Origin of the sequence: Halorubrum trapanicum (assembly GCF_017873555.1) — an archaeon.
Taxonomy (GTDB): domain Archaea; phylum Halobacteriota; class Halobacteria; order Halobacteriales; family Haloferacaceae; genus Halorubrum; species Halorubrum trapanicum.
In genome coordinates this window covers 86,674-109,798 of sequence record NZ_JAGGKE010000002.1, presented here as the reverse complement: position 1 = coordinate 109,798, position 23,125 = coordinate 86,674, and the positions used below count along the sequence as shown (strand labels likewise).

The window sequence follows — 23,125 nt, the reverse complement described above, 5'->3', positions numbered from 1 at the left end:
ATACGAAACCGCCACACGGAGTCGATACCGGCGCATCCCGCGTCTCGGAGCCCGATCATGACCCGTTCCACCCGCTCGACGCTCGCGCGGTCCGCGAGCGTCGCGTTCCTCGGGTGGATCGGGATCGGCTACGGGACTCCGAACCCACGGTCCGTCCGCCCGACCGCGTGACGCGCGTCGGCTGGGGAGGTTTCCCCGCGGGACGGACCATCTCCCGTTCTCTCCAGCCGCCGCTGTCCGTCGCGCGCGTCGAGTCGGACGACCGTATCCCTCGCGAGCGCCGCCGGCGACTTCCGCTGGTGCCCCCAGTCGGTGGCCCGCCGTCGGCGCGTTCGAGGACGCGGACCGGTCGCAATCCCGGCTTCGTCCGGGACCCGACCGTCCGCCCCGCGTTCGACTCGCGGCGAGGGCGTATGGCGGCAGCCATCCACACGCCGTCGGTCGAGGCGACGGTGACCGTCCGCGTCTCGCAGGCGGCCGCCGGTGACCTCGTCGCCGGCGCCAGAGCACAGATCGAGCGAATCGACGGTCTCCGCGTCGAGGAGATCGAGATCGCCGGCCTCCGGCCCGGTCTCAACGACACCACGGTCGAGGCGGTCGCGACCCTCGCGGTCGGCGAGGAGCCGGAGCCTGACGCCGAGTTCGCCGAGGGGATCGACGACGCCACCGACGGGTTCGTCGTCGACCGCGTCCGGGAGCGCCTCGCCGACGGGTTCGGCGTCGACCCCGAACGCGTCGAGCGGATCGACCCGCCCGACTGACGGGGGACCGGTATCCCGTTCCTCTACTCGTCCGCGAGTCGCTCCCGCACGTCGGTCTCGGCGCGCCGGAGCACTTCTCGGACCGGAAGCCCGGTCGCCGCCGCGACCGCGGCCGCGTCGTCGTACTCCCCGCTGACGTCGTAGACCTCCCCGTCCGTCGTCGAGGCGACCTTCACGGCCACCTCGTGGTCCGCGCCGTCGACCCGGAGCGTCGCCGTCTCGAACTCGCGCTCCGCGATCCAGCGGTGGCTCGCGCCCGACTGGCGCACCCCGAGCGTCCCCGTCTCGCGGGCGAGCCGCTCCGCGACCGCCTCCGCGTCGTCCGGCTTACAGATCACCTTCACGAGGTGGCCGGGCCGGGACTTCTTCATCGTCGTCGGGACGATTGTCACGTCTCTCGCGCCGGCGCGCGTGAGAGTCTCCTGGAGTCCCCCGAGGACCTCCGGCGCGGCGTCGTCGAGGTTCGTCTCTAAGACGGCGATGTCGTCGTGGACGAGTCCGCCGTCGCGGGCGTGGTCTGCGTGAGCGTGGTCCGCTTGCGCGTCGTGTTCCTCCTCCTCGGAGTCCGGCAGACCCCCGTCGCCGACGAGCGCGCGGCAGACGTTCGGGTGGCGGTCGAAGTCGGCGTCGCCGGCCCCGTAGCCGGCGCGCTCGACCGCGAGGTCCGGGACCGCGTCGACGCCCTCGGCGACCGCGCCGAGGATCGCGGCGCCGGTCGGCGTGAGCAGTTCGCGGTCGATCGGCCCGCCGACGATCCGAAACTCGGACCGGGTCGCGATCTCGGTCGTCGCCGGGGCCGGGACCGGGTACGTTCCGTGACTCATCTCCACCGTCCCCCCGCCGGCGGCGACGGGCGTCGCGACCACGCGCTCCGGGTCGACGTCCTCGAGCAGCAGCGCCGCGCCGACTACGTCGGCGACCGCGTCGTCCGCGCCCACCTCGTGGAAGTGCGCCTCGTCGAGATCGGTGCCGTGGACCGACGCCTCCGCGCAACCGAGCAGTTCGAAGGCGTCGAGCGCGGTCGACTCGACCGGAGCGGGGAGGGCCATCGACTCGACGAGGTCGACCACCTCGCGGTAGGTGCGGTGGACGCCGGCGCCCTCGGCGTGATCGTCGCCTCCGGAGGATTCCGTGTCGTGGCTGTGGTCGTGGTCGTGATCGTGGTCGTGATCGTGGCTGTGGCCGTGGTCGTGACCCGGATCAGTTCCGACCCTCTCGGTGTCGTTCCCGTCGACGAGCACGTCGACGGTCGTCGCGCGGATCCCGGTTTTCTCCGTCTCGCCGACCTCATACCGAACCGGGAGGGCGTCGCTCACGGGGGCGAGGACGTCGGGATCGGCGCCGGCCGCGATCAGCGCGGCGCAGATCATGTCGCCGGCGGCCCCGGTCCGACCGTCGAAGACGAGCGTTCGCATGGTGCGTCCGAGGCGACTGGCGGACAAATACCCCCGGATCGGCAGCCGGAGTAGACGGCGAAAACGCACGCTTACGACGGGGTTTTAAGAGCGGACTCCGTACCGTGCTATATGATCACACAGTCTGCCGCGGTCGCCCGTCGGCCGGTGCGAAGCGGCGGCGCCGGGACGGGCAACAGGCTTATTCCCGAACCGGAAGGAGATAGGAACAACCCCCGCGAGGAACCATGAACGAAGTCCAACTCGAAGTGGCGAAGGCGTACCCGAACGACTCGGGGCGCGGCATCGCCCGACTCGACCCCGACACCCTGCTACACCTGAAGCTCTCGCCCGGCGACATCATCGAGATCGAGGGCGCGGAGACCACCGCCGCGAAGGTCTGGCGCGCGGACCGCCAGGACTGGAACACCGACACCGTGCGGGTGGACGGCTTCACCCGACAGAACGCGGACGTCGGCATCGGCGAGCGCGTCACGATCCGGAAGGCGGAGGCCGAGAAGGCCGACAAGCTCGTGCTGGCCCCGCCGGAGGAGGCGTCGGTCCAGTTCGGCTCCGACGCCGCCGGCATGGTGAAACGCCAGATCCTCAAGCGGCCGGTCGTCGAGCGCGACATCGTCCCCGTGATGTCGTCGACGAACCACCCGTTCATGCGGTCGCCAGGGCAGGCGATCCCGCTGATCGCGGTCGAGACGGAGCCTGACGGCGTCTGTCTCATCACGGAGGACACCGAGGTCGAACTGCGCGAGGAGCCGATCTCCGGGTTCGAGAAGACCGGCGGCGGGATCACCTACGAGGACATCGGCGGCCTCCAGTCGGAGATCCAGCGCGTCCGCGAGATGGTGGAGCTGCCGATGAAGCACCCGCAGATCTTCTCGAAGCTCGGCATCGAGCCGCCGCAGGGCGTCCTGCTCCACGGCCCGCCGGGCACCGGGAAGACCCTCCTCGCGAAGGCGGTCGCCAACGAGACGTCGGCGTCGTTCTTCTCCATCGCCGGTCCCGAGATCATCTCGAAGTACTACGGCGAGTCCGAACAGCAGCTCAGGGAGATCTTCGAGGACGCCAAAGAGGAGTCCCCCTCGATCATCTTCATCGACGAGCTGGACTCGATCGCGCCCAAGCGCGAGGACGTGACCGGCGAGGTCGAGCGCCGCGTCGTCGCCCAGCTACTGACGATGATGGACGGGTTAGAGACCCGCGGGCAGGTGATCGTCATCGGCGCGACGAACCGCGTCGACAGCGTCGACCCCGCGCTCCGCCGCCCTGGCCGGTTCGACCGCGAGATCGAGATCGGCGTCCCCGACGAGGTGGGCCGCAAGGAGATCCTCCAGATCCACACCCGGGGGATGCCGCTCTCCGACGACGTAAGCTTAGATCACCTCGCCGACGAGACGCACGGCTTCGTCGGCGCCGACATCGAGAGCCTCACGAAGGAGGCCGCGATGAAGGCGCTCCGCCGGTACCTCCCCGAGATCGACCTCGACGAGGAGGAGGTCCCGCCGAGCCTCATCGACCGGATGATCGTCAAGCGTGACGACTTCTCCGGCGCGTTGAACGAGGTGGAGCCGTCGGCGATGCGCGAGGTGCTCGTCGAGCTGCCGAAGATATCGTGGGACGACGTCGGGGGACTCAGCGAGGCCCAACAGCAGGTTCAGGAGTCGGTGGAGTGGCCGCTCACCTCGCCGGAGAAGTTCGACCGAATGGGCGTCAACGCCCCGAAGGGGGTGCTGTTGTACGGCCCGCCGGGCACCGGGAAGACGCTGATGGCGAAGGCGGTCGCCAACGAGACGAACGCGAACTTCATCTCGGTGCGGGGGCCGCAGCTGCTCTCGAAGTGGGTCGGCGAGTCGGAGAAGGCGATCCGACAGACCTTCCGGAAGGCCCGGCAGGTGAGTCCGACGATCATCTTCTTCGATGAGCTGGACAGCCTCGCGCCCTCGCGCGGACAGGAGATGGGGAACAACGTCTCCGAGCGCGTCGTCAACCAGCTCCTGACGGAGCTCGACGGGCTGGAGGACATGGGCGACGTGATGGTGATCGGCGCCACCAACCGCCCGGACATGATCGACCCCGCGCTGCTGCGGTCGGGCCGGTTCGACCGCCTCGTGATGATCGGCCAGCCCGACCAGGAGGGCCGCGAGCAGATCCTCGACATCCACACGCAGGACACGCCGCTCGCGCCCGACGTGAGCCTCCGCGAGGTCGCCGAGATCACCGACGGCTACGTCGGCTCCGACCTCGAGGGGATCGCCCGCGAGGCAGCCATCGAGGCGCTTCGCGACGACGACGACGCCGAGGAGGTCGAGATGAAGCACTTCCGGCGCGCGATGGAGTCGGTGCGGCCGACGATCAACGACGACATCCTCGCGTACTACGAGGACGTCAAAGAGCAGTTCAAGGGCGGGGGCGGCGAGTCGCTCCGCGACACCGGCGGCCGGATCGGCTTCCAGTAACGCGGCCGACCGTCGTTCGCCTGCGGGGATATTTTCAGCGGTGCGCGCGTACGCGCAGCCATGTCCGACGACATCACCGTCGACGTGGAGGTCGAAGTCGAGGTCGACCGCGACGAACTGGAGGTCGAACGCAGCGACGCCGAGACGATAGAGGCGACCTACGAGGCGAACGGGATCGAGATCGCGGTCGAAGCGGAGGTGGAGACGCACGGCGAGGGCGACGAGTACGGCGAGGGCGACGAGTACGGCGAGGGCGACGGGGAATCCGACGACGGTGACGAGGAGTCCGGTTACGAGGACTTCGAGTAGCGAGCGTCGAGACCGCCGTCTCTCCCGCCGCCGCACCGCCCCGTTTCGCTCCTTTTAACCTCGCCAGCGACCAAACGGAGGTATGTCTCAGCCCCGCGTCCCCGGCGGCGACGAGAACGCGCTGGAGCTGCCCTGCGGGGAGGCGATCGGCGTCGGCGAACTGGACCTCGGGATGCGCGAGTACGAGTGCGACTGCGGCGAGGCGCACGCGGTCGTGATGGACGTTCATCCCCCGGAGCGGTTCCTCCCGGACTTCCTCGTCGAAGTCCTCCGCGAGGCGATCGAGACGACGAGCGAGGAGATGCCGGAGTTCGACACGCCGCACCTGCTCGGCGTCGTCTTAGAGGAGTTCCCGGAGGCCGTCGTCGCGCACGACGCCAGCGAGAACGCCGACGTCGGGTACGCGATGGCGTGGGTGACGGAGTTCGACTCCCGTCGCCTCCACGAGGTCGTCGTCGAACTCGTCGTCGAACTGATGGAACACGCCGTGAGCCACGCCGACGACGACGAGGCGCTGTCGGCGTTCGAGCGGGAGATGGTCGAGTTCGACGTGAGCGAGTTCGTCGAGCAGTACCGCGACGAACGCGACCTCGAGGCCGAGGACCCGTACGCCTGAGGGGGATCGAGTCCCGTTCGATCGCGCCCCGATGACCCGCTCAAACACCGGTTAACGGCCGCTTCACGCCTCGTGTCAGACAACCGTCCGACTCCTGTCTCACTGAACCCTATATGTTCGGAGACCGTGCGTAAGACACATGAGCGCCGGCGAATACGACCGGTACGACCGGATCCGCGGCGTGCTCGCCGAGGCCGACGAGCCGCTGACGGCGCGGGAGATCCTCGCCCTCGTCGACGAGTGCGACGAGTGCGAGGAGATCGATAGCCCGCACCGAGTCGCGACGGTGCTCGGGCGCCGGGCCGAGCGCGGCGAGATCGAGGTCATCGCGGGGCAGCCGTACCGGTACCGGCTCGATACCTGAAAGGCGTCCAGCGGCCCGGAACGCGGCCGTCCGCGGCCGTGTGAGGGGTTGTTCGACGGGACCCGCGAGCGTTCTACGGGGTGACGATCAGATCGAACCGATAGACGCCGTCTCGATATTCGACGACGACGTTCCGGAAGTCGACGCGGTCGTCGTAGTTCGCTATCGGTTCGAGGTCCTCGGCGATGCCGAGCGCGCCGAGGGCCTCGTCGAGTTCCTCCGACGGCGGTGCGCCCTCCTCGTAGCGGCGCGGGTCCTCGGCGATCGCGTCGTCTAACACCTGTCGGGCGGACTCGGAGAGCTCACTCGAGGCGAGGTCGCGTTCGACGATCTTCTCCCGTGCGTGCGCGGTGAACTCGCTCCGCGTGTCGCTGATCTCGGTGATCGCGTACGTCCACTCCGGGACCTCGACGGTCCGACGCTCGGTGACCACCCGGAAGTACTCGTCTTCGTACTCGACGAACTCGAACGCGGGCGACGGGACGAGGTCGCTGGCCTCGGCGTCGAGTTCGCGGTGGAACTCGACCGTCTGAAGCTCGTCGAACTCGGGGTCGCCGAGGAAGCCGTCGTTGCCCGCGTAGACGGCGTCGAGCGCCGCGTCGAGCACGCGCCCGTCCCCTTCGGAGAGGTCGAACGGTGGTTCCGCGACCGTCGCGTCGTCGGGCGGCGTCTCGTAGACCCGTTCGAGCGCGAAGTGCCACCGCTCCCGTTCGAGGGAACGCTCCGATACGATTCGAACCTCGTAGAAGGTCCCGTCGCGTTCGAGGAACGTCGGGCGGGGTCTCGTCTCGGACCCCCACGCGTCGCGGCCGACGAGCGGCCACTGTTGGACGGTCACGCTCCCCGTTTCGAACAGCTCCGAGAGATGCGCCGTCTTCGTCTCGGTCGCGAAGTCGACGCGAGTCACGGCGTCGATCTCGGTCGGGTCGGGCCACAGGTAGGGGCGACCGATCGACGAGAGATCCAGTTCGTCAGCGATGAGCGCGTACGAATCGAGGCTGCCGGGACTCAGACACCCGGCGGTCGCCGCGGTCGCGCCGGCGGCGCCGAGCAGTTGGAGGGCACGGCGGCGGGAACAGGTCATAGCCGTCTCGGAGTGCTCGACATCTCGATAAATCCCTTGTGGTGGGCGGTTCGAACCGCCCATTCGACGGTGGCGCGTCGAACACGTCGGGCGTCGGCGAGCGCGTTCGCGGCGGGCGTCGGCGCGTCGTGTCGTGTAGTACCGACCACCGTGGTACGCTCTCACTTGCGAAAATCGCAAACTCGCTGCGAGATTCGTACTCTACCGCCGACCTTATTACGATGAGCGTATTCCGTCCGCGTAATGAGCGAGGACCGGACGATTCTACTCATCGGCAGCGGACCGATCCAGATCGGACAGGCGGCCGAGTTCGACTACTCCGGCGCGCAGGCGTGTCGCGCGCTCCAGGAGGAGGGCGCCCGCGTCGTCTTGGTGAACTCGAACCCCGCGACGATCATGACCGACCCCGAGACGGCAGACCGGGTGTACATCGAGCCGATCACGCCCGAGGCCATCGCGGAGGTCATCCGCATCGAGGAGCCGGACGGCGTCATCGCGGGCCTGGGCGGCCAGACCGGACTCAACGTAACCGCCGAACTCGCCGAGGAGGGAATTCTGGAAGAACACGACGTCGAGGTGATGGGGACGCCGCTCGACACCATCTACGCCACGGAGGACCGCGACCTGTTCCGCCAGCGGATGGAGGGTCTCGGCCAGCCGGTGCCGAAGTCGACGACCATCTCCTTAGACGAGGGCGAGTCGGTCACCGACTTCGACGAGGCGGCCTTCCGCGAGCGCGTCCAGGCGGCGGTCGACTCGGTCGGCGGCCTCCCCGTCATCGCCCGGACGACGTACACCCTCGGCGGCTCCGGCTCCGGCGTCGTCGACGAGTTCGAGGAGCTGGTCGAGCGCGTCCGCAAGGGACTGCGGCTCTCCCGGAACAGCGAGGTGCTCATCACCGAGTCCATCGCGGGCTGGGTCGAACTCGAGTACGAGGTGATGCGGGACGCCGACGACTCCTGTATCATCATCTGTAACATGGAGAACATCGACCCGATGGGGATCCACACCGGCGAGTCGACGGTCGTCACCCCCTCGCAGGTGATCCCCGATGACGGTCACCAGGAGATGCGCGACGCCGCGCTCGAAGTCATCCGCGATCTGGGCATCCAGGGCGGCTGTAACATCCAGTTCGCGTGGCACGACGACGGAACCCCCGGCGGCGAGTACCGCGTCGTCGAGGTGAACCCGCGCGTCTCGCGTTCCTCCGCGCTCGCCTCGAAGGCGACGGGCTACCCGATCGCCCGCGTCACGGCGAAGGTCGCGCTCGGCAAGCGGCTCCACGAGATCGAAAACGAGATCACCGGCGAGACGACCGCCGCCTTCGAGCCGGCGATCGATTACGTGGTGACGAAGGTGCCCCGGTGGCCCATCGACAAGTTCGACGACGTGGACTTCGAGCTGGGCACGGCGATGAAGTCGACCGGCGAGGCGATGTCCATCGGCCGGACGTTCGAGGAGAGCATGGTGAAGGCGCTGCGCTCCTCCGAGTACGACCCCGCCGTCGACTTCGAGGCGGTGGACGACGACGAACTGGAGTCGGAGTACCTCGAACGCCCCAGCCCGGACCGTCCGTACGCGATGTTCGAGGCGTTCGACCGCGGCTACGCCGTCGACGACGTGATCGATCTCACCGGCATCCACCGCTGGTACGTCGAGCGCTTCGAGAAGATCGCCGACGGCACCGCGGCGGCCGCTGAGGGCGACTTCACCGAGGCGGCGATGGTCGGCCGCACCGACGCCGAGATCGCCGCGACCGCGGCCGCCGGCGGCGTCGACGCCGACGTGGGGACAGTCGAGAGCGCGGTGCCCGACCGAACCTACAAGCAGGTCGACACCTGCGCGGGCGAGTTCGAGGCGTCGACGCCCTACTACTACTCCGCGCGCTTGCCGGAGTTCCTACAGGGGGCGGACACCGCGGGCGCGGCGAACGAGGTCCGCGTCGACCCCGACGTCGAGAGCGTCGTGGTCGTCGGCGGCGGCCCGATCCGCATCGGGCAGGGCGTCGAGTTCGACTACTGTGCGGTCCACGCGGTGCGCGCGCTCCGCGAGCTCGGCATCGACGCGCACGTGATCAACAACAACCCCGAGACGGTGTCGACGGACTACGACACCTCGGACGGGCTGTTCTTCGAACCCATCTCCGCCGAGGAGGTCGCCGACGTGATCGAGACCACCGGCGCCGACGGCGTGATGGTCCAGTTCGGCGGGCAGACCTCCGTCAACGTGGGCGAACCGCTCAAGGATGAGATCGACCGCCGCGGACTCGACTGCGAGATTCTGGGCACGAGCGTCGAGGCGATGGATCTGGCGGAGGACCGCGACCGCTTCAACGTCCTGATGGACGAGCTCGGCGTCGCCCAGCCCGAGGGCGGCACCGCGACCAGCGAGGCCGAGGCGCTCGAACTCGCCCACGAGATCGGCTACCCCGTCCTCGTGCGCCCCTCCTACGTGCTCGGCGGGCGCGCGATGCGGGTCGTCGAGGACGACGCAGAGCTTGAGGAGTACATCGAGGAGGCGGTCCGCGTCTCGCCGGACAAGCCCATCCTCGTCGACCAGTTCCTCGACGACGCCGTCGAACTGGACGTCGACGCCGTCGCCGACGGCGAGGACGTCCTGCTCGGCGGCGTGATGGAGCACGTCGAGAGCGCGGGCGTCCACTCCGGCGACTCCGCGTGTATGATCCCGCCGCGCTCGCTCGGCGACGAGACGCTCGGCCGGGTCCGCGAGGTCACCGAGGACATCGCCCGCGCGCTCGACACGATCGGCCTGCTCAACGTCCAGCTCGCGGTGACGGGCGTCGAGGGCGAGGCGGAAAGCGAGGTGTACGTGCTGGAGGCGAACCCGCGCTCCTCGCGGACCGTCCCGTTCGTCTCGAAGGCGACGGGCGTCCCCATCGCCAAGCTCGCGGCGAAGGTGATGACCGACGACCTGACCCTCGCCGACCTCGACGTCGACGAGCAGATCCCCGAGCACCGCTCGGTGAAGGAGGTCGTCCTCCCGTTCGACCGGCTGCCGGGCTCGGACCCGCGGCTCGGCCCGGAGATGAAGTCCACCGGCGAGGTGATGGGCACCGCAACCTCCTTCGGCAAGGCGTACGACAAGGCGCAGGACTCTACGGGTAAGCCGATCCCGGAGTCCGGCACCGCCGTCGTCGACCTCTCGGCCGAGGAGTTCCCGGACCCGGGCACCGAGGCGGGCGAAGCGCTCGTCGCGGGGTACGCGGAGCACTTCGAGCTGAGCGAGGCGACGGACCTGATCGAGGCGGCCAAGCGCGGCGAGCTCGACCTCATCGTCTCGCGCCAGCGCGACCTCCTCGAAGTGGCCGTCGAAGAGGAGATCACCTACTTCTCGACGCACGCCTCCGCGAAGGCGGCGCTGGAGGCGCTCGACCACGCGGGCGACGACCTCGACGTGATGGCGGTGTCGGACCGCCCGAAGCGCGTCGCGAAGTGGGGCGGCGCGGAGTAGGCGCCCCCGCCCTCACAGCGCCTCCAGCGTCCCGCGGTCAACCTCGGTCGCGGGCATCGTCTCCCCGCCGTACTCGTCGACGAAGTCCTCGACGTCGCCGTCGTCGCTGAACGGGATCAGGTCCGGTCCCATCGCGCCGATCACCTCGCTGCGCGCGACGACCGTGAGGACCGACTCGCGGACGAACGCCTCGCGTCCGACGTGCGAGGAGAACATCGTGTCGCCTCCCTCCTCGAACACCTCCTGATCGACCGCCGAGTAGTCGGTGAGGAATGTCACGAGCGGCGTCCGCCCCGCGTCCTCCGCGTCGAACCGGTACGTGTACGCACAGTTGGCGCTACAGAACTGCGCCGGGCGCCCGCCCTCCGGCTCGGCGTCCTCGAAGTGGACCTGCCCGACCGTTCCGGGGTGGTCGGCGACGATCATCCCGCACTGGTCGCAGGCCTGGTCGTCGTCGATCGAGACGGGAGCGATCGAGTCCGACCCCCCGCCGGCGCAGCCGGCGACGGCGGCGGTGCCGGCGGCGCCGGCGGCGGCGATTCCCGCGAGCAGGCGTCGCCGCGGGACGCTTTCGCGTCGGTCGAGTGCCCTCGTCGACGGGTGACTTCTCGTCATAGTCTGATTTCGGATACCCGGCTATTAGCCCCTCTGGACTCGTTCAGCGGCGCGTTCGAGGAACGAACCAGACGCGCTAAGTCGCCGCCGATCGAAGCGGACGCGTGGCAGTTTTCGACACCGACTCCGCCCGGTCGCGTCGCCTCCGTCTCGCGGCCGTCGCGCTCGTCGCCGTCGCGGCCGTCGGGACCGCTGGCGCGTTCACCGCCGACCCGAGCGAGTCGGTTCCCGAACCGGTGCGGTTCGACGACGCGGTCGAGCTGGGGCTCTCCTCGGAGACGGACGCGCTGATGGCGGACGACGCGACGCTGCCGCGGGTCCAGGTGTTCTACTCGCAGCTCCAGTACGTCGTCGGCTACAACGGGATCGCCTCGTTCGTCGAGTCGCTGTCGGACGGCCGGACGGAGCGACAGTTCGGGTATCCGCTCATCGCGTACGTCGAGACGTTCGACCATCGCGACGCCGGCACGACCGAGTCGGGGCTGTTCTCCGCGAGCGGCGCCGGCGGGTGGACGCCGGTCGGAGAGGCACGATACGTCGTCGACAGCGACGCTCGGACGCCGGCCGGGGCGGTCGTCGTCCCCTTCGCCGAGCACGAGGCCGCGGCGGCGTTCGCCGACGACCACGGCGGGTCGGTCGTCGGGTGGGAGGCGGTCCGGGGCCGGTCGTTCGACGTCGACTCCGCGGCGACCGTGCGGGCGCTCGCCCCGGACCGCTGGCGGACGGCGAACGAGCGGCTCGCGGCGGCAGAGCGGCGCGCTGACCGCCCGGTTTCCGTGGTCGTCGGCGAGGACGCCCCCACCATCGACGCCGCGGTCGCGGCCGCGCCGCCGAACACGACGGTCCGCGTTCCCCCCGGAACCTACGAGGAGACCGTGACGGTGAACCGGTCCGTGACGATCGCCGGTGCGGGCACCGGCAGCGAGCGGGGCGACGAGCGCGTGACCCGCGTCGTCGGCAACGGGACCGGGTCGGTGATCACCGTCCGCGCCCCCGACGTGGCGCTCGCGGGGATGCGGATCGCGGGGACGGGGAACCGGACCCGAGACCCGGACGCGGCCCGCGAGTCCCGCGACCCGGAGGGCGGCACGTGGGACACGAACATCCAGCTCGGCTACGGCCACGGCGACGCCGGGGTCAAGGCGGTCGGCGCGCCGGGACTCGTCGTCGACGACGTCGTCGTCGACACGAACGCGAGCGGGATCCTGCTGCGGGAGGGTTCGCACGCGACCGTGAGCGGGCTCGTCGTCGATGGAACCGACGAGTGGCAGGAGGGGTTCATGGGCATCACCGGGATGGAGTCGCGCGTCACCGTCAGCGACAGCCGGTTCGAGGGCGGCCGGGACGGGATCTACCTCCACCGCGCCGACGGCTCTATCGTCCGCAACTCGACGTTCGCCGACAACCGGTACGGGACGCATCTCATGTACACCGGCGACGCGCTGGTCGCGGACAACGCCTTCCGGAACGAGCTGTTCGCCGGGGTCACCGTGATGACGCGGCCGGCGGGGAACGCGATCGTCGGCAACGACGTTCGCAACTCCAGCGCGGGGATCCAGGCGTCGGGGACGCGGACGTACATCGGCTACAACACGCTGGTCGGCAACGAACTCGGCTTCTCCACGAGCGCCCGCGGATCGCTGTACGAGCACAACGTCGTCGTCGACAACGAGCTCGGCGCGCGCGCGACGACCGTCGTCCCGTCGAGCCGGGTCGCCGCGAACGACTTCGTCCGGAACGGCGACCACGCGGCCGCCGGGGCCGGCGCGCTGCGCGTGTGGGCCGACGGCGACCGCGGGAACTACTGGGAGGGCGCGAACGTCGGGCCGCACGACTCCGGGAGCCGAGCGTACCGCCCGACGTCGCCGGTCGACGCGGCGCTCCACCGAGAGGTGAGCGCGGTTACAGTGCGCGAGTCGCCCGCCGCGCGGCTCCTGGACCGCCTCCGCGGGACCGTCCCCGGGGCCCGGTCCGGGAGCATCGTCGACCCGGCGCCGGCGACCGAGCCCTACCACCCGGACCGAGTCGACGCGGCGACGACGGCCGACACCGACCGACGGGTTCCGACGGGGTGGCGGTCCGCGCTCGCCCGGACGGGGAACGCCACGGCGCTCCGACACTCGACGGAGTGGCGCCGCGCGGACCGTCCCGCGACGGCGGGAGGGGAAGCGTGACCGACGAGCCGCTCGCGACCCTCGACGGGGTCACGCGCACGTACGGCGGCGTCCCCGTCCTCGCCGACGTGTCGCTGTCCGTGGGACCGGGGGTCACCGTCGTCGTCGGCCCGAACGGCTCGGGGAAGTCGACGCTGCTCGGCGCGCTCGCCGGGACGGTCGACCCCACGGCGGGGTCAGTTCGGTACCGGGACGGCGGCCCGCGCGACGGCGATGAGAAGCGCGTCGGCTACCTCCCGCAGCGGGTCCCGTTCCGCGACGGGTTCACCGCCCGCGAGACGCTCGGCTTCTACGCGGCGCTCGTCGGCGGCGACCCGGACGCCGCGCTGGCGGCGGTCGGGCTCTCCGACGCGGCAGACAGGCGCGTCGAGGCGCTCTCCGGCGGGATGCGGCGGCTGCTCGGGATCGCGCAGGCGACGCTCGGCGACCCCGCCGTCGTCGTCCTCGACGAGCCGACCAGCGGCCTCGACCCCGAGATGCGCGAGCGGGCCTTCCGCGCGGCGGCCCGCGCGGGCGACGACGCCGCGGTCGTCGTCAGTTCGCACGACCTCGACCTCGTCGACGCACACGCGGACGCCGTCGTCGTCCTCCGCCGCGGGCGGGTCGCCGCGGCGGGGGCCCGCGAGCGGCTCCTCGCTGACCACGACGTCGACGACATCCGGGAGCTGTACCGCGCCGTCGCGGGGAGTTCGGCCGGTCGACCGACGACTCCCGACGGTGAGGAGAGCGAGGACGACGGCGGCGGCGGGACGGACGGCGAGTCGGTTCACGTCGCGGGGGTGTCCGACCGGTGACGAGCGCGCTCGCGGGCGTCTGGCTCGTGTTCCGTCGAGAGCTGGCGACGGTGCGACGGACGCCCGGCTACGCCGTCCTCGCGGTCGGACTGCTCGTCGTCCTCGGGGGTCTCGTCGCGGTCGGCGGCGGCGGCGCGACCGGGTTCGTGCCCGCGGTCGTCGACCTGCTGTTGCCGACCGAGGTGCTGGTCCCGCTGCTCGCGGTGGTGCTCGGCTACCGCGCGCTGTTCGCGGACGCCGCGAGCGGCGAACTCGCCGTGATCCGAACGTACCCCGTGAGCGCGGCCGAGTACGTCCTCGGGGTGCTGCTGGCGCGGACGGTCGCGCTCGCCGCCCTCGTCGGCGGACCGTTCGCGCTCGTCGGCGCGTACGTCTGGCTCACCGCCGCCCCGGACACGGGGATCTTCGCGACGCACGCCGGCGTCGACTCCCCGGTGCTCTTCGTGCGGTTCCTCGCGCTCGTTCTCCTGTTCGGGGCGGCGTACCTCTCGCTGTCGGCGGCGGTGTCGGCGGTCGCGACGAGCCGGCGGAGCGCGATTGCGCTCGCCGTCCTCGCGCTGCTCGCGGGCATCCTCGGCGGCGACCTCGCGGTCCTCCGCTCGCTGTCGGTCGGCGCCTCGCCGAGCGGGATCGGGGGATCGGTCGCGCTCACGCCCAACGGGGCGTTCAGGGGCCTCGTCTTCGAACACGTGATCGGCGTCGCATTCGCGCCGGAGGGCGGGTTCGTCGACGGCGGTCGGGCGGTCGCGTCGCTCGTCGGGTGGACCGTCGGCGGGGTCGCCGTCGCCGCGGCGCTCCTCGCGTTCGGGTCGCACGTCGACGTGGCGGTCGAGCGGGTCCGCGAGCAGGTCCGGCGGTGAGGCAGCTCACTCGGTCGCGGCGTCATCGCCGACGGCGCCCGGCGCGTGGGCGTACACCGCGTAGAGGACGAGCGCCGCGATCAGGAAGTCGAGGGAGTGTTCGAGCAGGTGGTGAACCGGCATCGGGACGACGCCGAGGACGGTCCCGCCGCCGACGACGGACCGCGCCAACAGCGCACCGACCGCGAGCGCGATCAGTCGGTACTGGGCGGTCCGCCGCCGCCGGTAGGCCACGAGGCTGACGGCGAAGAGGACGCCCGTGCCGACGCCGGCGACGACCACGACCGCCAGGATCGGCAGCGACCCCTCCACCGCCCATCCGGTGAGCGCGACCGGCGGAGAGAACGGCGCCTGCATGACACCGTCCCTTTCGACGCGAGCGACAAGAAGACTCCTCTTCGTCGGGTGTCGGCCCGTTCCCGGGTAGCGTCCTTCCTCCGGGCGTCTTCGCCCGCCGAGCGGTGCGCTCCGGTCGCGCCCCACCGTTCCCACGACGGGAGACACCGCGCGCGCTTTTTAGCTCCCAGCCGGCTAGCACGAGCGAGAACGATGCCGGACACCAGAGCCCGGATTCGGCGCCACGTCCGCGACACCCCCGGCGCCCACTTCAACCGGATCGGCCGCGACCTCGACATCGCGACGGGGCAGACGCAGTACCACCTCCGGCGACTGGTCCGGGACGGGGAACTCGCGGTCGAACGGATCGGCGGGCGCGCGCATTACTTCGACCCGAGCGTCGACGCGTGGGACCGCCGGACCCTCGCGTTCCTCAGACGCGAGACGGCGCGCAAGATCGTCGTCCGGCTCCACGCGGCGGGGCCGACCCGGCCGGCGGCGCTCGCGGACGACCTCGGCCTCGCGAAGAGCACGGTGTCGTGGCACGTCTCGACCCTTGCCGACCACGGGATCGTCGAGAAGTCCCCCGACCGACCGATGACCGTCGCACTGGCCCGTCCGGAGCGCACGGCCGAGCTGCTCGACGAGGTGTCGCCGTCGCTGCCCGACCGGCTCGTCGACCGCTTCGCCCGCACCGTCGACTCCCTCTTTGACGCCGACGGCTGACCCCGTCGAGGCGGCGGACGGACTGAACGTCGCTGTCGCCGTTCTGAGAGGTGCGGTGCCGAGTCGAACCGCCGCTCGCCCACTCCCCGAGCCCGCGCCGAGGTCGTTCGTCGATCGCACCAGACGCGTTATGCGCCGCTCGACCGATCGGCCGAGTATGAAGCGCCGACCGCTGCTCGCCGGCGTCGGAACGGTCGCAACCGGCGCCGTCGCCGGCTGTGCCTCGCGCCTGTTCGGCGGCGGGCCGGAGGGCGTCGTGCTCGACCCGCAGGAGGACCAGATCGCGGACAGCGAGGACCTCGCGTACCCCGCGTACGGACAGTCGCTCCCGTCGTTCGAACTGCCGGCCCCGCTCGCGGACGAGACGGCCGACAGCGACGCGCTCGACCGGACGGCCCTCGTGACCGGCGTGTTCACCTTCTGCCCCGCGGAGTGCTCGATCCTGCTCCGACAGTGGGTGACGGTCCAGCGCCGCGTCGCGGACGCGGGACTGACCGACGACGTGTACTTCCTCCCGATCACGTTCGATCCCGAGCGCGACGACGCGGCCGCGCTCCGCGACAACGCCGAGTCGATCGGCGCCGACCTCGACGCGGGCAACTGGCTGTACCTCCGGCCCGAAACGCCGGCCCGCGCGAAGGCCGTGGTCGAGGACCGGCTGGGGATCGGCTTTGAGCGGACGACGGAAAGCGACCGGCTCCCGGGGTACGACTTCACGCACCTCGTGCTGACTCTGCTCGTCAACCCCGACGGGGTCGTCGAGCGCGCGTACCGCGGCGAGCGGGTCGATCCGGACCGGGTCACCGCGGACATCGAGCGGGTCGTGTCGGCGTTCGCCGACGAGTGACGCGCGACGAGCGGTCGGGACGACCGCGCGGGCGCGATTCCCGTTCGGTCGGAGGGGAACGCACAAGCCGCCCGCCCTCCTCCGAACCGGTATGAACGTCGACATTCTGCTGTACGACGGCTTCGACGAGCTGGACGCGATCGGCCCGTACGAGGTGTTCGACTACGCGCTCGGCTACGCCGCCGAGGGAAGCGGTGCGACCGAGAGCGAGTCGAGCGGCGATGCCGGCCGCGTCCGCTACGTCGCGCTCGACGAACGCGAACGGGTGACCGCCAGCCACGGGACTCGCGCCGGGGTCGACGGAACGCTTCCCGATCCGGACGCCGACGACGCGCCCGACCTGCTGGTCGTCCCCGGGGGCGGGTGGAGCGCGCGCGACGAGGCGGCGAGCGCGTGGGCGGAGGCGCGGAAGGGCGACATCCCGCGCGCGCTCGCGGCGCACCACGCCGCGGGCACGCGGATCGCCTCGGTGTGTACCGGCTCGATGCTCCTCGCGGAGGCGGGCGTCACCGACGGGCGCCGCGCCGTCACGCACGCCTCGGCGATCGAGGAGCTCCGCGAGTCGGGCGCTGAGGTCGTCGACGCTCGCGTCGTCGACGACGGCGACCTCCTCTCCGCGGGCGGGGTCACCTCCGGCATCGACCTGGCGCTGTACGTCGTCGAGCGCGAGTTCGGGGAGCAGATAGCCGACCGGGTGGCGACGGTCATCGAGTACGAGCGGCGGTACGAGGTCGCGGCGTAGCCCGCCGCGCCGACAGTCTCGCTCGCTCGGCGAGCCGGCGGCGCTCAGTCGTCGTCGGTCTCGTCCGGGAGGGGCACGGCGTCGCCGTTCCCCGCCTCGTCGGTCGTGGTCTCGCCGTCGGCGTCGACGGTGACCACGGTACAGTCGAGCTCGCCGCGGAGGAACGAGTCGATGTCGGGGTCGGAGAGCAGCTTCTGGACCATCCGCCGCCACCGTCCGGCCTGCTTCGAGCCGATGACGACGATGTCGGCGCCCTCGGCGACGACTTCCTCGAGGATCGTCTCCTCGACGAGGAAGCCGCGGCGGACGACGTACCGCGCGCGGTCTATCCGGCCGATCCGCTCTTCGACCGCCCGTTTGAGATCACTTCGCGAGACGCCGCCAGACCGCTGATATAAATCGACGTGAAGGACCGTGAGGTCGGCGCCGCGCTCCTCGGCGACGCGGGCCGCCTCTCGGAGCGTCGCCGCCGAGTGCGACGAGGGGGGGAACCGGACCGGGACCACGACGAGGGTCATGTCGAACCGGTGGGTACCCGGGCGTAAATACGCTGTCGGTGCGGGCGGCGGCGGGCGCGGGCGGCGGCGGGCGCGGATCGCCTCACAACGCGGGCGGTTCGCCGCGTCCGATCACGATCTCCTGTCCCTCGACGTCCTCTAGGGCGGCGACGCGGCCGCCGATCTCGACGCGGCCGTCCTCGGTCTCGACGACCAGCGACGCCACCTCCTCGGTGTCGACGAACGCGACGTCGACGACCTTTCCGCGGACGGTCACGTCGGCGCCCGTCTCGATGTCGCGCCCCTCGACGGCCGCGTAGAACTCCTCGTCGTCGAACTCGCGGACGTCCTTCACGGCGCGCCGGATCGAGGCGTAGCGGCGCGGGAAGGGGCGCTCCGCTCCGTCGGCGGCGAGCGTCTCCGCGGTCGTCCACAGGACGGTCCCGAAGAAGCCGGAGACGAGGAAACCGAGCGCGGAGCGGTTGAAGATGACGCCGTAGCGCTCGCGGTCGTCTCGCAGGGCGTCCTGGGTGGCGTACACGGAGTACTCGCCGTCGCCGACCGCGAGGACCGGCGTGGTGATCCCGCGGCGGGCGCGGGCGATGGTCGCGACCTCCAGGTAGTCGAACGTCGACGGGTCCGGCGCGTTCGACGCGGGCGTGACGAGGAGTTCGACGCTGACGCCCGCGGCGACCTTCCCGGCGAGCTTGTCGCGGAACCGCCGGAGGAGTCCGGGGGTGAGCGACACCGCCAGCTCGTACTCCGCGTTCTCGATCACCTCTTCGAGGTATCGGAGAATCGTCGAGCGCGACTTCACGAGCGACACCGCCTCGGTCTCGCGGGTCGGCGCGGTGTAGCGGGCCTCCAGCTCGTCGACCATCTCCGCGAACGACGAGCGCAGGTCGCCGAAGGCGTCGTCGGGGTCGACGGCGACGATCTTCATCGGCCGCGACTCGCGGAGCTCGACGAGGCCGCGGTCCGAGAGGCTCCGGACGGTGTCGTACACGCGCGGCTGCGGGATATCGGTCCGGTCGGCGATGTCGCTCGCCGTCAGTTCCCCGTGTTCCAACACCGCGAGGTACGCGTCGATCTCGTACTCGCCGAGGTTGAATCGGTCCCCGACGCGGTCGAGCGTGTCCCGGAGATCGTCGGTCATGTGGCGAGAAACGGGGGCGGGGATTATAGCTTTTTACTATGAGCCGAGTTGTACGGGTTTTCGGAGCGGACTCCTCTACGCGGGTCGACCGGCGGCCGTTACATGTACATTCGGTCGTAGCTCCCCTCCGGCTCTCGCTCTTCGATCCGCTCGGCGAGGTCCTCGTAGCGGCGGCGGATCTCCTCCGCGAACGCCTCCAGCGGGGCCGCGTCGACGCCGAGCTCGTATATCGCGTTCGCGGTGTCGACGAGCCGCACCGCGGCGTCGACGTCGGGCGCCTGCGCGTGGACCGGGGTGACGAACACCCCGACGCCGAGCGGCGATTCCAGCCCGCGTTCGAGCAGCCCGGCGTTCGCTCCGTCGAGGAAGCCGGACTCCATCGGGGGAACGTCGGTCCCGTCGATCAAGCGCGCGGCGCGGTAGTCCTCGGTGGCGACGTGGAACGTCCGATGGGCGTCGGGACCGTGCGCCACGGGGACGCCCGCCAACACCGCGATCTCCTCGGTCCCGTTCGCCTCCGTCCAGTCGAGGAGGGCGTCGGCGAGCAGTTCGCCGGGCATCGGCGGCACGAACTGCTCGGCGATCAAGACGGTGAGATCGAGATCCGGCGCGGAGTACAGTCGGATCGGGTGTCGCGGCGTCCCCTTGGTGAACGGCGTGATCGACGGGAGTCCGTCGATCCGGACGTGGCCCGTCTCCTCGAGGTCGAGGTCGTCGACCAGGTAGTCGACGGCGGTCAGGCCGGCGAGTCCGAACGACGAGAACCCGGCGATCACCGCGTCTCCCGGCTGCGAGTCGTGTTCGACGCTGAACCTCGGTCCCGTCGGATCCGCGGGCTGGCGTGACATACTCCCCGTTCGCTCAGCCGCGTCATAGTGGTTGTCCCCGTCCGCCGCGTCCGGGGCCCGCGTCCGTCGCCGAGCGTCCGCGGGGAGAAACGCTTTTTCGGATGGCCGACGGCGGTCCGCTATGGTCTTTCCGGAGGGGACGCCGATATCGGGGGTCGTCTCGCGGCTCGCCGAGATCGGGTCTCGGCTCGGGAACCTCCCGGGAGCGAGTCTCCTGACGGTCGTCGCGTCGGTCGCGGTCGGCGTCGTCGTCGCCAACTTCCTCGTGCGACTGATCGGCCGCCCCGTGGCGCGCCGCGTGGCGCGCCAGAGCGTCGCGCAGACGATCGTCCGCGGGGTTCGGGCCGGGACGATCGGGGTCGCGTTGTTCGTCGGACTCGACGCCGTCGGGTTCCAGTTCGCCGACCTCCTCCTCGGGACCGCGGTGTTCTCCGCGGTCATCGGTATCATCCTCGCGCCGCTGGTGGGGAACTTCATCAACGGCGTGTTCATCCTCGCGGACCAGCCGTTCGAGATCGGCGACATGATCGAGCTGGAGGACGGGACGACGGGGTTCGTCGAGGACATCACGATCCGGTACACGAAGATCTTCACCCTCGATAACACCTTCCTCGTCGTGCCGAACGGGACGATGCGCGAGCGCGACGTGACGAACTTCTCCGCCGAGGACGAGCGCACCCGCCGGTCGATCGACGTCTTGGTCACCTACGAGAGCGACATTCCCGAGGCGCGCCGCCGTATCGAGCGCGCGGCGCGCGACTGCGAGGCTGTCATCGACGGCGGTCCCGACATCCGCATCGGCGTGGCGCGGTACATGGCGGGTCCCGACTGCCGGCTCCACGAGTTCGGCGACGACGGGATCCTGCTCCGGCTCCGGTACTGGGTGAAGAAGCCCTACAAGCTGGCGAAGGTCCAGTCGGACGTGAACACGAAGATCCGCGAGCGGCTCGGGGACCCGGACGCGAACGTCACGATGGCGTACCCCCACCGCCATCTCGTCTTCGACGACACCTCCGGCGTCGCGCGCGTGGACGCCGGATCCGACGCGGCGGCGGTCGGCGGACACGACGCGCCCGCGGCCGCCACCCCGGACCTCAGCGACGACGCACCGACGGAGTCGGCGCCTCTCGGCGGCGACGCGTCCCCCGAATCGAGCGGCGACGGCGTCCCCGAAACCGACCGCGACGACGGGAGCGGGCAGTGACCGGATCGGAAGCCTGATAGAGCGTGCCCGGCGTTTCTACGCCAGTGAGCGACGACCCCGCTGCCGACCCGGAGGAACCCTCCAACGGCTCGGACGAACCCTTCGCCGGCGGTCCGCCCGACGAGCGCGGCGACGACGACGGCCCCCTCGACGACGGGTCGATCACCGAGGGGAGCCTCCTCCGTCCCCTGTTCCGCCTCGCGTGGCCGATCGTCGTCATCCAGCTGTTACAGGTGACGTACAACATCGTCGACACCCTCTACCTCGGCCGGCTCTCGGCGGAGGCCGTCGGCGCGATCAGCCTCGCGTTCCCCCTCATCTTCCTGCTTATCGCGGTCGCCGGCGGCTTCACGACCGCGGGCGCGATCCTCGTCGCGCAGTACACCGGCGCCGACGGCGACGGCTCCGCGGGGCTCGTCGCGGGACAGACGATATTCACCGTCTCGGTGCTGTCCGTGTTCATCGGTATCGCCGGCTACTTCTACACACGCCCCGCCCTCGAGATCCTCCCGAGCGACGCGGACACCGCGGCGACCGTGATACCGCTCGCGGCCGACTACATGGAAGTCATCTTCGCCGGGATCCCGCTGATGTTCGGCTTCTTCGTCTTCTCGGCGCTGATGCGCGGCTACGGCGACACCCGGACGCCGATGGCAGTCATGTTCGTCTCCGTCCTCGTGAACGTCCTGCTGGACCCGTTCTTCATCTTCGGGTTCGACGGGAACCCGCTGTTCGAGTGGCTCGCCGCGGTACCCGGCCTCGCCGCGCTCGACCCGGTCGCGCTGGAGGCGACCCTGCTCTCGGCGACGGGGATCACCGGACTCGGAATCAGGGGCGCCGCGCTCGCGACGATCCTCTCGCGCGGCGTCGCGACCGCGATCGGACTCTGGATCCTGTTCGGAACCGGGTACGGTCCGAACGTGACGGTCTCGCACCTCGCGCCCGACCTCGATTTTATCCGGGACATCTTCCGGCTCGGTCTCCCCTCCAGCGTCGAGCAGACGACGAGCGCGCTCGCGATGATCACGCTCACGGCGATGATCGTCACGTTCTCGCCGCCCGTCGTCGCCGCCTACGGGCTGGGGAACCGGCTCATCTCCCTCGTCTTCCTGCCGGCGATGGGACTCGGCCGCGCCATCGACACGATGGTCGGGCAGAACCTCGGCGCCGACCGCGCCGACCGCGCCGCCAAGGCGGTGAAGTTCGCCGCCACGACCGGCGCGGGCGTGATGTTCCTCGTCGCGGTCGTCGCCGTCGCGTTCACCGAGCCGATCGTCGGGGCGTTCCTCGGCGACGTGCCGGACGCGCTCGCGACGATCGGCTACGCGGTCGAGTACGTCCGGATCCGCTCGGTCGAGTTCGCCTTCATCGGTGTCTCGCAGGTAATCTTAGGCGCGTTCCGCGGCGCCGGCAACACGAAGACCGCGATGGTCATTTCGATCCTCACCCTCTGGGTGGGCCGGGTCGCGAGCGTGGCGTACCTCGTCTTCGTCGCCGGGTGGGGCGAGACCGGCGTCTGGGTCGGGATGGCGCTCGGGAACATCCTGGGCGCGATCGTCGGCGTCGCGTGGTTCTCGCGCGGCACGTGGACCGAGCGGTACATCGACGACCCGGACCCCGGCGTCGACCCCGCGGGCGACGACTGACGCCCCGGATCCGTTGCGATCCGTCGCAAGTGAGATATTCTGACCCGATCGCGCTCAATACAGCCTGACTACCGACCGAGCGGCTATCGAATGGTCGCGGAGAGTGTTCAATCAGAACGATGTTTCATCGAGTACAGTCTCCAATAGGGCGAAAATGATGAATCCCCAACGAGCAGAAGGCTCTCTGTGGGCCCATACTGGAACGGATAG

General features: G+C 70.6%; 21 protein-coding genes. 14 read left to right on the top strand and 7 right to left on the bottom strand.

All coding sequences use genetic code 11. The features are described from left to right. Positions 1–413 precede the first annotated feature (413 nt). Positions 414–761, top strand: a complete 348-nt coding sequence (locus J2744_RS02880) for a hypothetical protein (protein ID WP_209544256.1) — start codon at positions 414–416, stop codon at positions 759–761. Between the two features lie 23 nt (positions 762–784). Here J2744_RS02880 and larC read toward each other — a convergent pair whose 3' ends face one another. Further along, a complete protein-coding gene (gene larC / locus J2744_RS02875) occupies positions 785–2,176 on the bottom strand; it encodes a nickel pincer cofactor biosynthesis protein LarC (protein ID WP_209544254.1) in 1,392 nt (463 codons plus the stop codon). 227 nt (positions 2,177–2,403) lie between these two features. On the opposite strand from larC, the gene J2744_RS02870 reads away from it, so the two are divergent. The 4 genes from J2744_RS02870 to J2744_RS02855 all read left to right on the top strand — a co-directional run bounded on the left by J2744_RS02870 (position 2,404) and on the right by J2744_RS02855 (position 5,915). Then, on the top strand, positions 2,404–4,626 hold the full coding sequence (locus tag J2744_RS02870) for a CDC48 family AAA ATPase (RefSeq protein WP_209544252.1): 2,223 nt from the start codon (positions 2,404–2,406) through the stop codon (positions 4,624–4,626). Positions 4,627–4,686: 60 nt separating this feature from the next. Then, positions 4,687–4,935, top strand: a complete 249-nt coding sequence (locus J2744_RS02865) for a hypothetical protein (RefSeq protein ID WP_209544250.1) — start codon at positions 4,687–4,689, stop codon at positions 4,933–4,935. Positions 4,936–5,017: 82 nt separating this feature from the next. Further along, the gene (locus tag J2744_RS02860) at positions 5,018–5,551 is read left to right on the top strand and encodes a DUF5815 family protein (protein ID WP_209544248.1); all 534 of its coding nucleotides are present in this window, start codon (positions 5,018–5,020) and stop codon (positions 5,549–5,551) included. Positions 5,552–5,690: 139 nt separating this feature from the next. After that, positions 5,691–5,915: a hypothetical protein gene (locus J2744_RS02855; RefSeq protein ID WP_209544246.1), complete on the top strand. Its 225-nt coding sequence runs from the start codon at positions 5,691–5,693 to the stop codon at positions 5,913–5,915. Positions 5,916–5,988: 73 nt separating this feature from the next. Here J2744_RS02855 and J2744_RS02850 read toward each other — a convergent pair whose 3' ends face one another. Then, a complete protein-coding gene (locus J2744_RS02850; RefSeq protein ID WP_209544243.1) occupies positions 5,989–6,999 on the bottom strand; it encodes a hypothetical protein in 1,011 nt (336 codons plus the stop codon). A 243-nt stretch (positions 7,000–7,242) separates the two neighbouring features. On the opposite strand from J2744_RS02850, the gene carB reads away from it, so the two are divergent. Continuing rightward, a complete protein-coding gene (carB, locus tag J2744_RS02845) occupies positions 7,243–10,470 on the top strand; it encodes a carbamoyl-phosphate synthase large subunit (RefSeq protein ID WP_209544241.1) in 3,228 nt (1,075 codons plus the stop codon). Positions 10,471–10,482: 12 nt separating this feature from the next. On the opposite strand, the gene J2744_RS02840 is transcribed toward carB, so the two are convergent. Beyond that, positions 10,483–11,085: a nitrous oxide reductase accessory protein NosL gene (locus J2744_RS02840; protein ID WP_209544231.1), complete on the bottom strand. Its 603-nt coding sequence runs from the start codon at positions 11,083–11,085 to the stop codon at positions 10,483–10,485. A 104-nt stretch (positions 11,086–11,189) separates the two neighbouring features. Between J2744_RS02840 and J2744_RS02835 the strand changes: the two genes are divergently transcribed. From J2744_RS02835 to J2744_RS02825, 3 genes are read left to right on the top strand one after another with little or no spacing between them, the layout of a single operon-like run. Continuing rightward, positions 11,190–13,259 (top strand): NosD domain-containing protein, encoded by a 2,070-nt coding sequence (locus J2744_RS02835; protein ID WP_209544229.1) that lies wholly within the window; start codon positions 11,190–11,192, stop codon positions 13,257–13,259. Beyond that, the gene (locus tag J2744_RS02830; protein ID WP_209544227.1) at positions 13,256–14,053 is read left to right on the top strand and encodes an ATP-binding cassette domain-containing protein; all 798 of its coding nucleotides are present in this window, start codon (positions 13,256–13,258) and stop codon (positions 14,051–14,053) included. The genes J2744_RS02835 and J2744_RS02830 overlap by 4 nt, the downstream gene beginning before the upstream one ends. Continuing rightward, positions 14,050–14,913, top strand: coding sequence for a copper ABC transporter permease (locus J2744_RS02825; protein WP_209544225.1), 864 nt, complete (start codon positions 14,050–14,052; stop codon positions 14,911–14,913). The genes J2744_RS02830 and J2744_RS02825 overlap by 4 nt, the downstream gene beginning before the upstream one ends. A gap of 6 nt (positions 14,914–14,919) precedes the next feature. Here the strand turns inward: J2744_RS02825 and J2744_RS02820 are convergent, their stop codons facing one another. Beyond that, on the bottom strand, positions 14,920–15,270 hold the full coding sequence (locus tag J2744_RS02820; RefSeq protein ID WP_209544223.1) for a DUF7471 family protein: 351 nt from the start codon (positions 15,268–15,270) through the stop codon (positions 14,920–14,922). 192 nt (positions 15,271–15,462) lie between these two features. On the opposite strand from J2744_RS02820, the gene J2744_RS02815 reads away from it, so the two are divergent. The 3 genes from J2744_RS02815 to J2744_RS02805 all read left to right on the top strand — a co-directional run bounded on the left by J2744_RS02815 (position 15,463) and on the right by J2744_RS02805 (position 17,564). After that, positions 15,463–15,975 carry a winged helix-turn-helix transcriptional regulator gene (locus J2744_RS02815; RefSeq protein ID WP_209544214.1) on the top strand — a complete coding sequence of 171 codons (513 nt, stop codon included), beginning with the start codon at positions 15,463–15,465 and terminating at the stop codon, positions 15,973–15,975. 157 nt (positions 15,976–16,132) lie between these two features. Further along, positions 16,133–16,822, top strand: coding sequence for an SCO family protein (locus J2744_RS02810; protein ID WP_209544212.1), 690 nt, complete (start codon positions 16,133–16,135; stop codon positions 16,820–16,822). A 91-nt stretch (positions 16,823–16,913) separates the two neighbouring features. After that, positions 16,914–17,564, top strand: coding sequence for a DJ-1/PfpI family protein (locus tag J2744_RS02805; protein WP_209544210.1), 651 nt, complete (start codon positions 16,914–16,916; stop codon positions 17,562–17,564). Between the two features lie 44 nt (positions 17,565–17,608). Here the strand turns inward: J2744_RS02805 and J2744_RS02800 are convergent, their stop codons facing one another. The 3 genes from J2744_RS02800 to J2744_RS02790 form a co-directional block, all read right to left on the bottom strand. Beyond that, positions 17,609–18,082 carry a universal stress protein gene (locus J2744_RS02800; RefSeq protein WP_209544208.1) on the bottom strand — a complete coding sequence of 158 codons (474 nt, stop codon included), beginning with the start codon at positions 18,080–18,082 and terminating at the stop codon, positions 17,609–17,611. A gap of 82 nt (positions 18,083–18,164) precedes the next feature. Then, the gene (trmB, locus tag J2744_RS02795; protein ID WP_209544206.1) at positions 18,165–19,217 is read right to left on the bottom strand and encodes an HTH-type sugar sensing transcriptional regulator TrmB; all 1,053 of its coding nucleotides are present in this window, start codon (positions 19,215–19,217) and stop codon (positions 18,165–18,167) included. 98 nt (positions 19,218–19,315) lie between these two features. Next, complete coding sequence (locus J2744_RS02790) at positions 19,316–20,065, bottom strand: proteasome assembly chaperone family protein (RefSeq protein WP_209544204.1); 750 nt, start codon at positions 20,063–20,065, stop codon at positions 19,316–19,318. A 121-nt stretch (positions 20,066–20,186) separates the two neighbouring features. Here J2744_RS02790 and J2744_RS02785 point away from each other — a divergent pair, with 121 nt between their 5' ends. After that, entirely contained in the window at positions 20,187–21,269 is a 1,083-nt protein-coding gene (locus J2744_RS02785) for a mechanosensitive ion channel family protein (protein WP_209544202.1), read from the top strand. A 44-nt stretch (positions 21,270–21,313) separates the two neighbouring features. Then, positions 21,314–22,915, top strand: a complete 1,602-nt coding sequence (locus tag J2744_RS02780; protein WP_209544200.1) for an MATE family efflux transporter — start codon at positions 21,314–21,316, stop codon at positions 22,913–22,915. Positions 22,916–23,125: the final 210 nt, after the last annotated feature.

Excerpts from the sequence above, each read along its gene's own strand:
- trmB (WP_209544206.1), bottom strand. The coding sequence starts at position 19,217 with ATGACCGACGATCTCCGGGACACGCTCGACCGCGTCGGGGACCGATTC.
- J2744_RS02810 (WP_209544212.1), top strand. The coding sequence starts at position 16,133 with ATGAAGCGCCGACCGCTGCTCGCCGGCGTCGGAACGGTCGCAACCGGC.
- J2744_RS02790 (WP_209544204.1), bottom strand. The coding sequence starts at position 20,065 with ATGTCACGCCAGCCCGCGGATCCGACGGGACCGAGGTTCAGCGTCGAA.
- larC (WP_209544254.1), bottom strand. The coding sequence starts at position 2,176 with ATGCGAACGCTCGTCTTCGACGGTCGGACCGGGGCCGCCGGCGACATG.
- J2744_RS02850 (WP_209544243.1), bottom strand. The coding sequence starts at position 6,999 with ATGACCTGTTCCCGCCGCCGTGCCCTCCAACTGCTCGGCGCCGCCGGC.
- J2744_RS02865 (WP_209544250.1), top strand. The coding sequence starts at position 4,687 with ATGTCCGACGACATCACCGTCGACGTGGAGGTCGAAGTCGAGGTCGAC.
- J2744_RS02870 (WP_209544252.1), top strand. The coding sequence starts at position 2,404 with ATGAACGAAGTCCAACTCGAAGTGGCGAAGGCGTACCCGAACGACTCG.
- J2744_RS02785 (WP_209544202.1), top strand. The coding sequence starts at position 20,187 with ATGGTCTTTCCGGAGGGGACGCCGATATCGGGGGTCGTCTCGCGGCTC.
- J2744_RS02820 (WP_209544223.1), bottom strand. The coding sequence starts at position 15,270 with ATGCAGGCGCCGTTCTCTCCGCCGGTCGCGCTCACCGGATGGGCGGTG.
- J2744_RS02860 (WP_209544248.1), top strand. The coding sequence starts at position 5,018 with ATGTCTCAGCCCCGCGTCCCCGGCGGCGACGAGAACGCGCTGGAGCTG.
- J2744_RS02805 (WP_209544210.1), top strand. The coding sequence starts at position 16,914 with ATGAACGTCGACATTCTGCTGTACGACGGCTTCGACGAGCTGGACGCG.
- J2744_RS02855 (WP_209544246.1), top strand. The coding sequence starts at position 5,691 with ATGAGCGCCGGCGAATACGACCGGTACGACCGGATCCGCGGCGTGCTC.
- J2744_RS02880 (WP_209544256.1), top strand. The coding sequence starts at position 414 with ATGGCGGCAGCCATCCACACGCCGTCGGTCGAGGCGACGGTGACCGTC.
- J2744_RS02800 (WP_209544208.1), bottom strand. The coding sequence starts at position 18,082 with ATGACCCTCGTCGTGGTCCCGGTCCGGTTCCCCCCCTCGTCGCACTCG.
- J2744_RS02840 (WP_209544231.1), bottom strand. The coding sequence starts at position 11,085 with ATGACGAGAAGTCACCCGTCGACGAGGGCACTCGACCGACGCGAAAGC.
- carB (WP_209544241.1), top strand. The coding sequence starts at position 7,243 with ATGAGCGAGGACCGGACGATTCTACTCATCGGCAGCGGACCGATCCAG.
- J2744_RS02815 (WP_209544214.1), top strand. The coding sequence starts at position 15,463 with ATGCCGGACACCAGAGCCCGGATTCGGCGCCACGTCCGCGACACCCCC.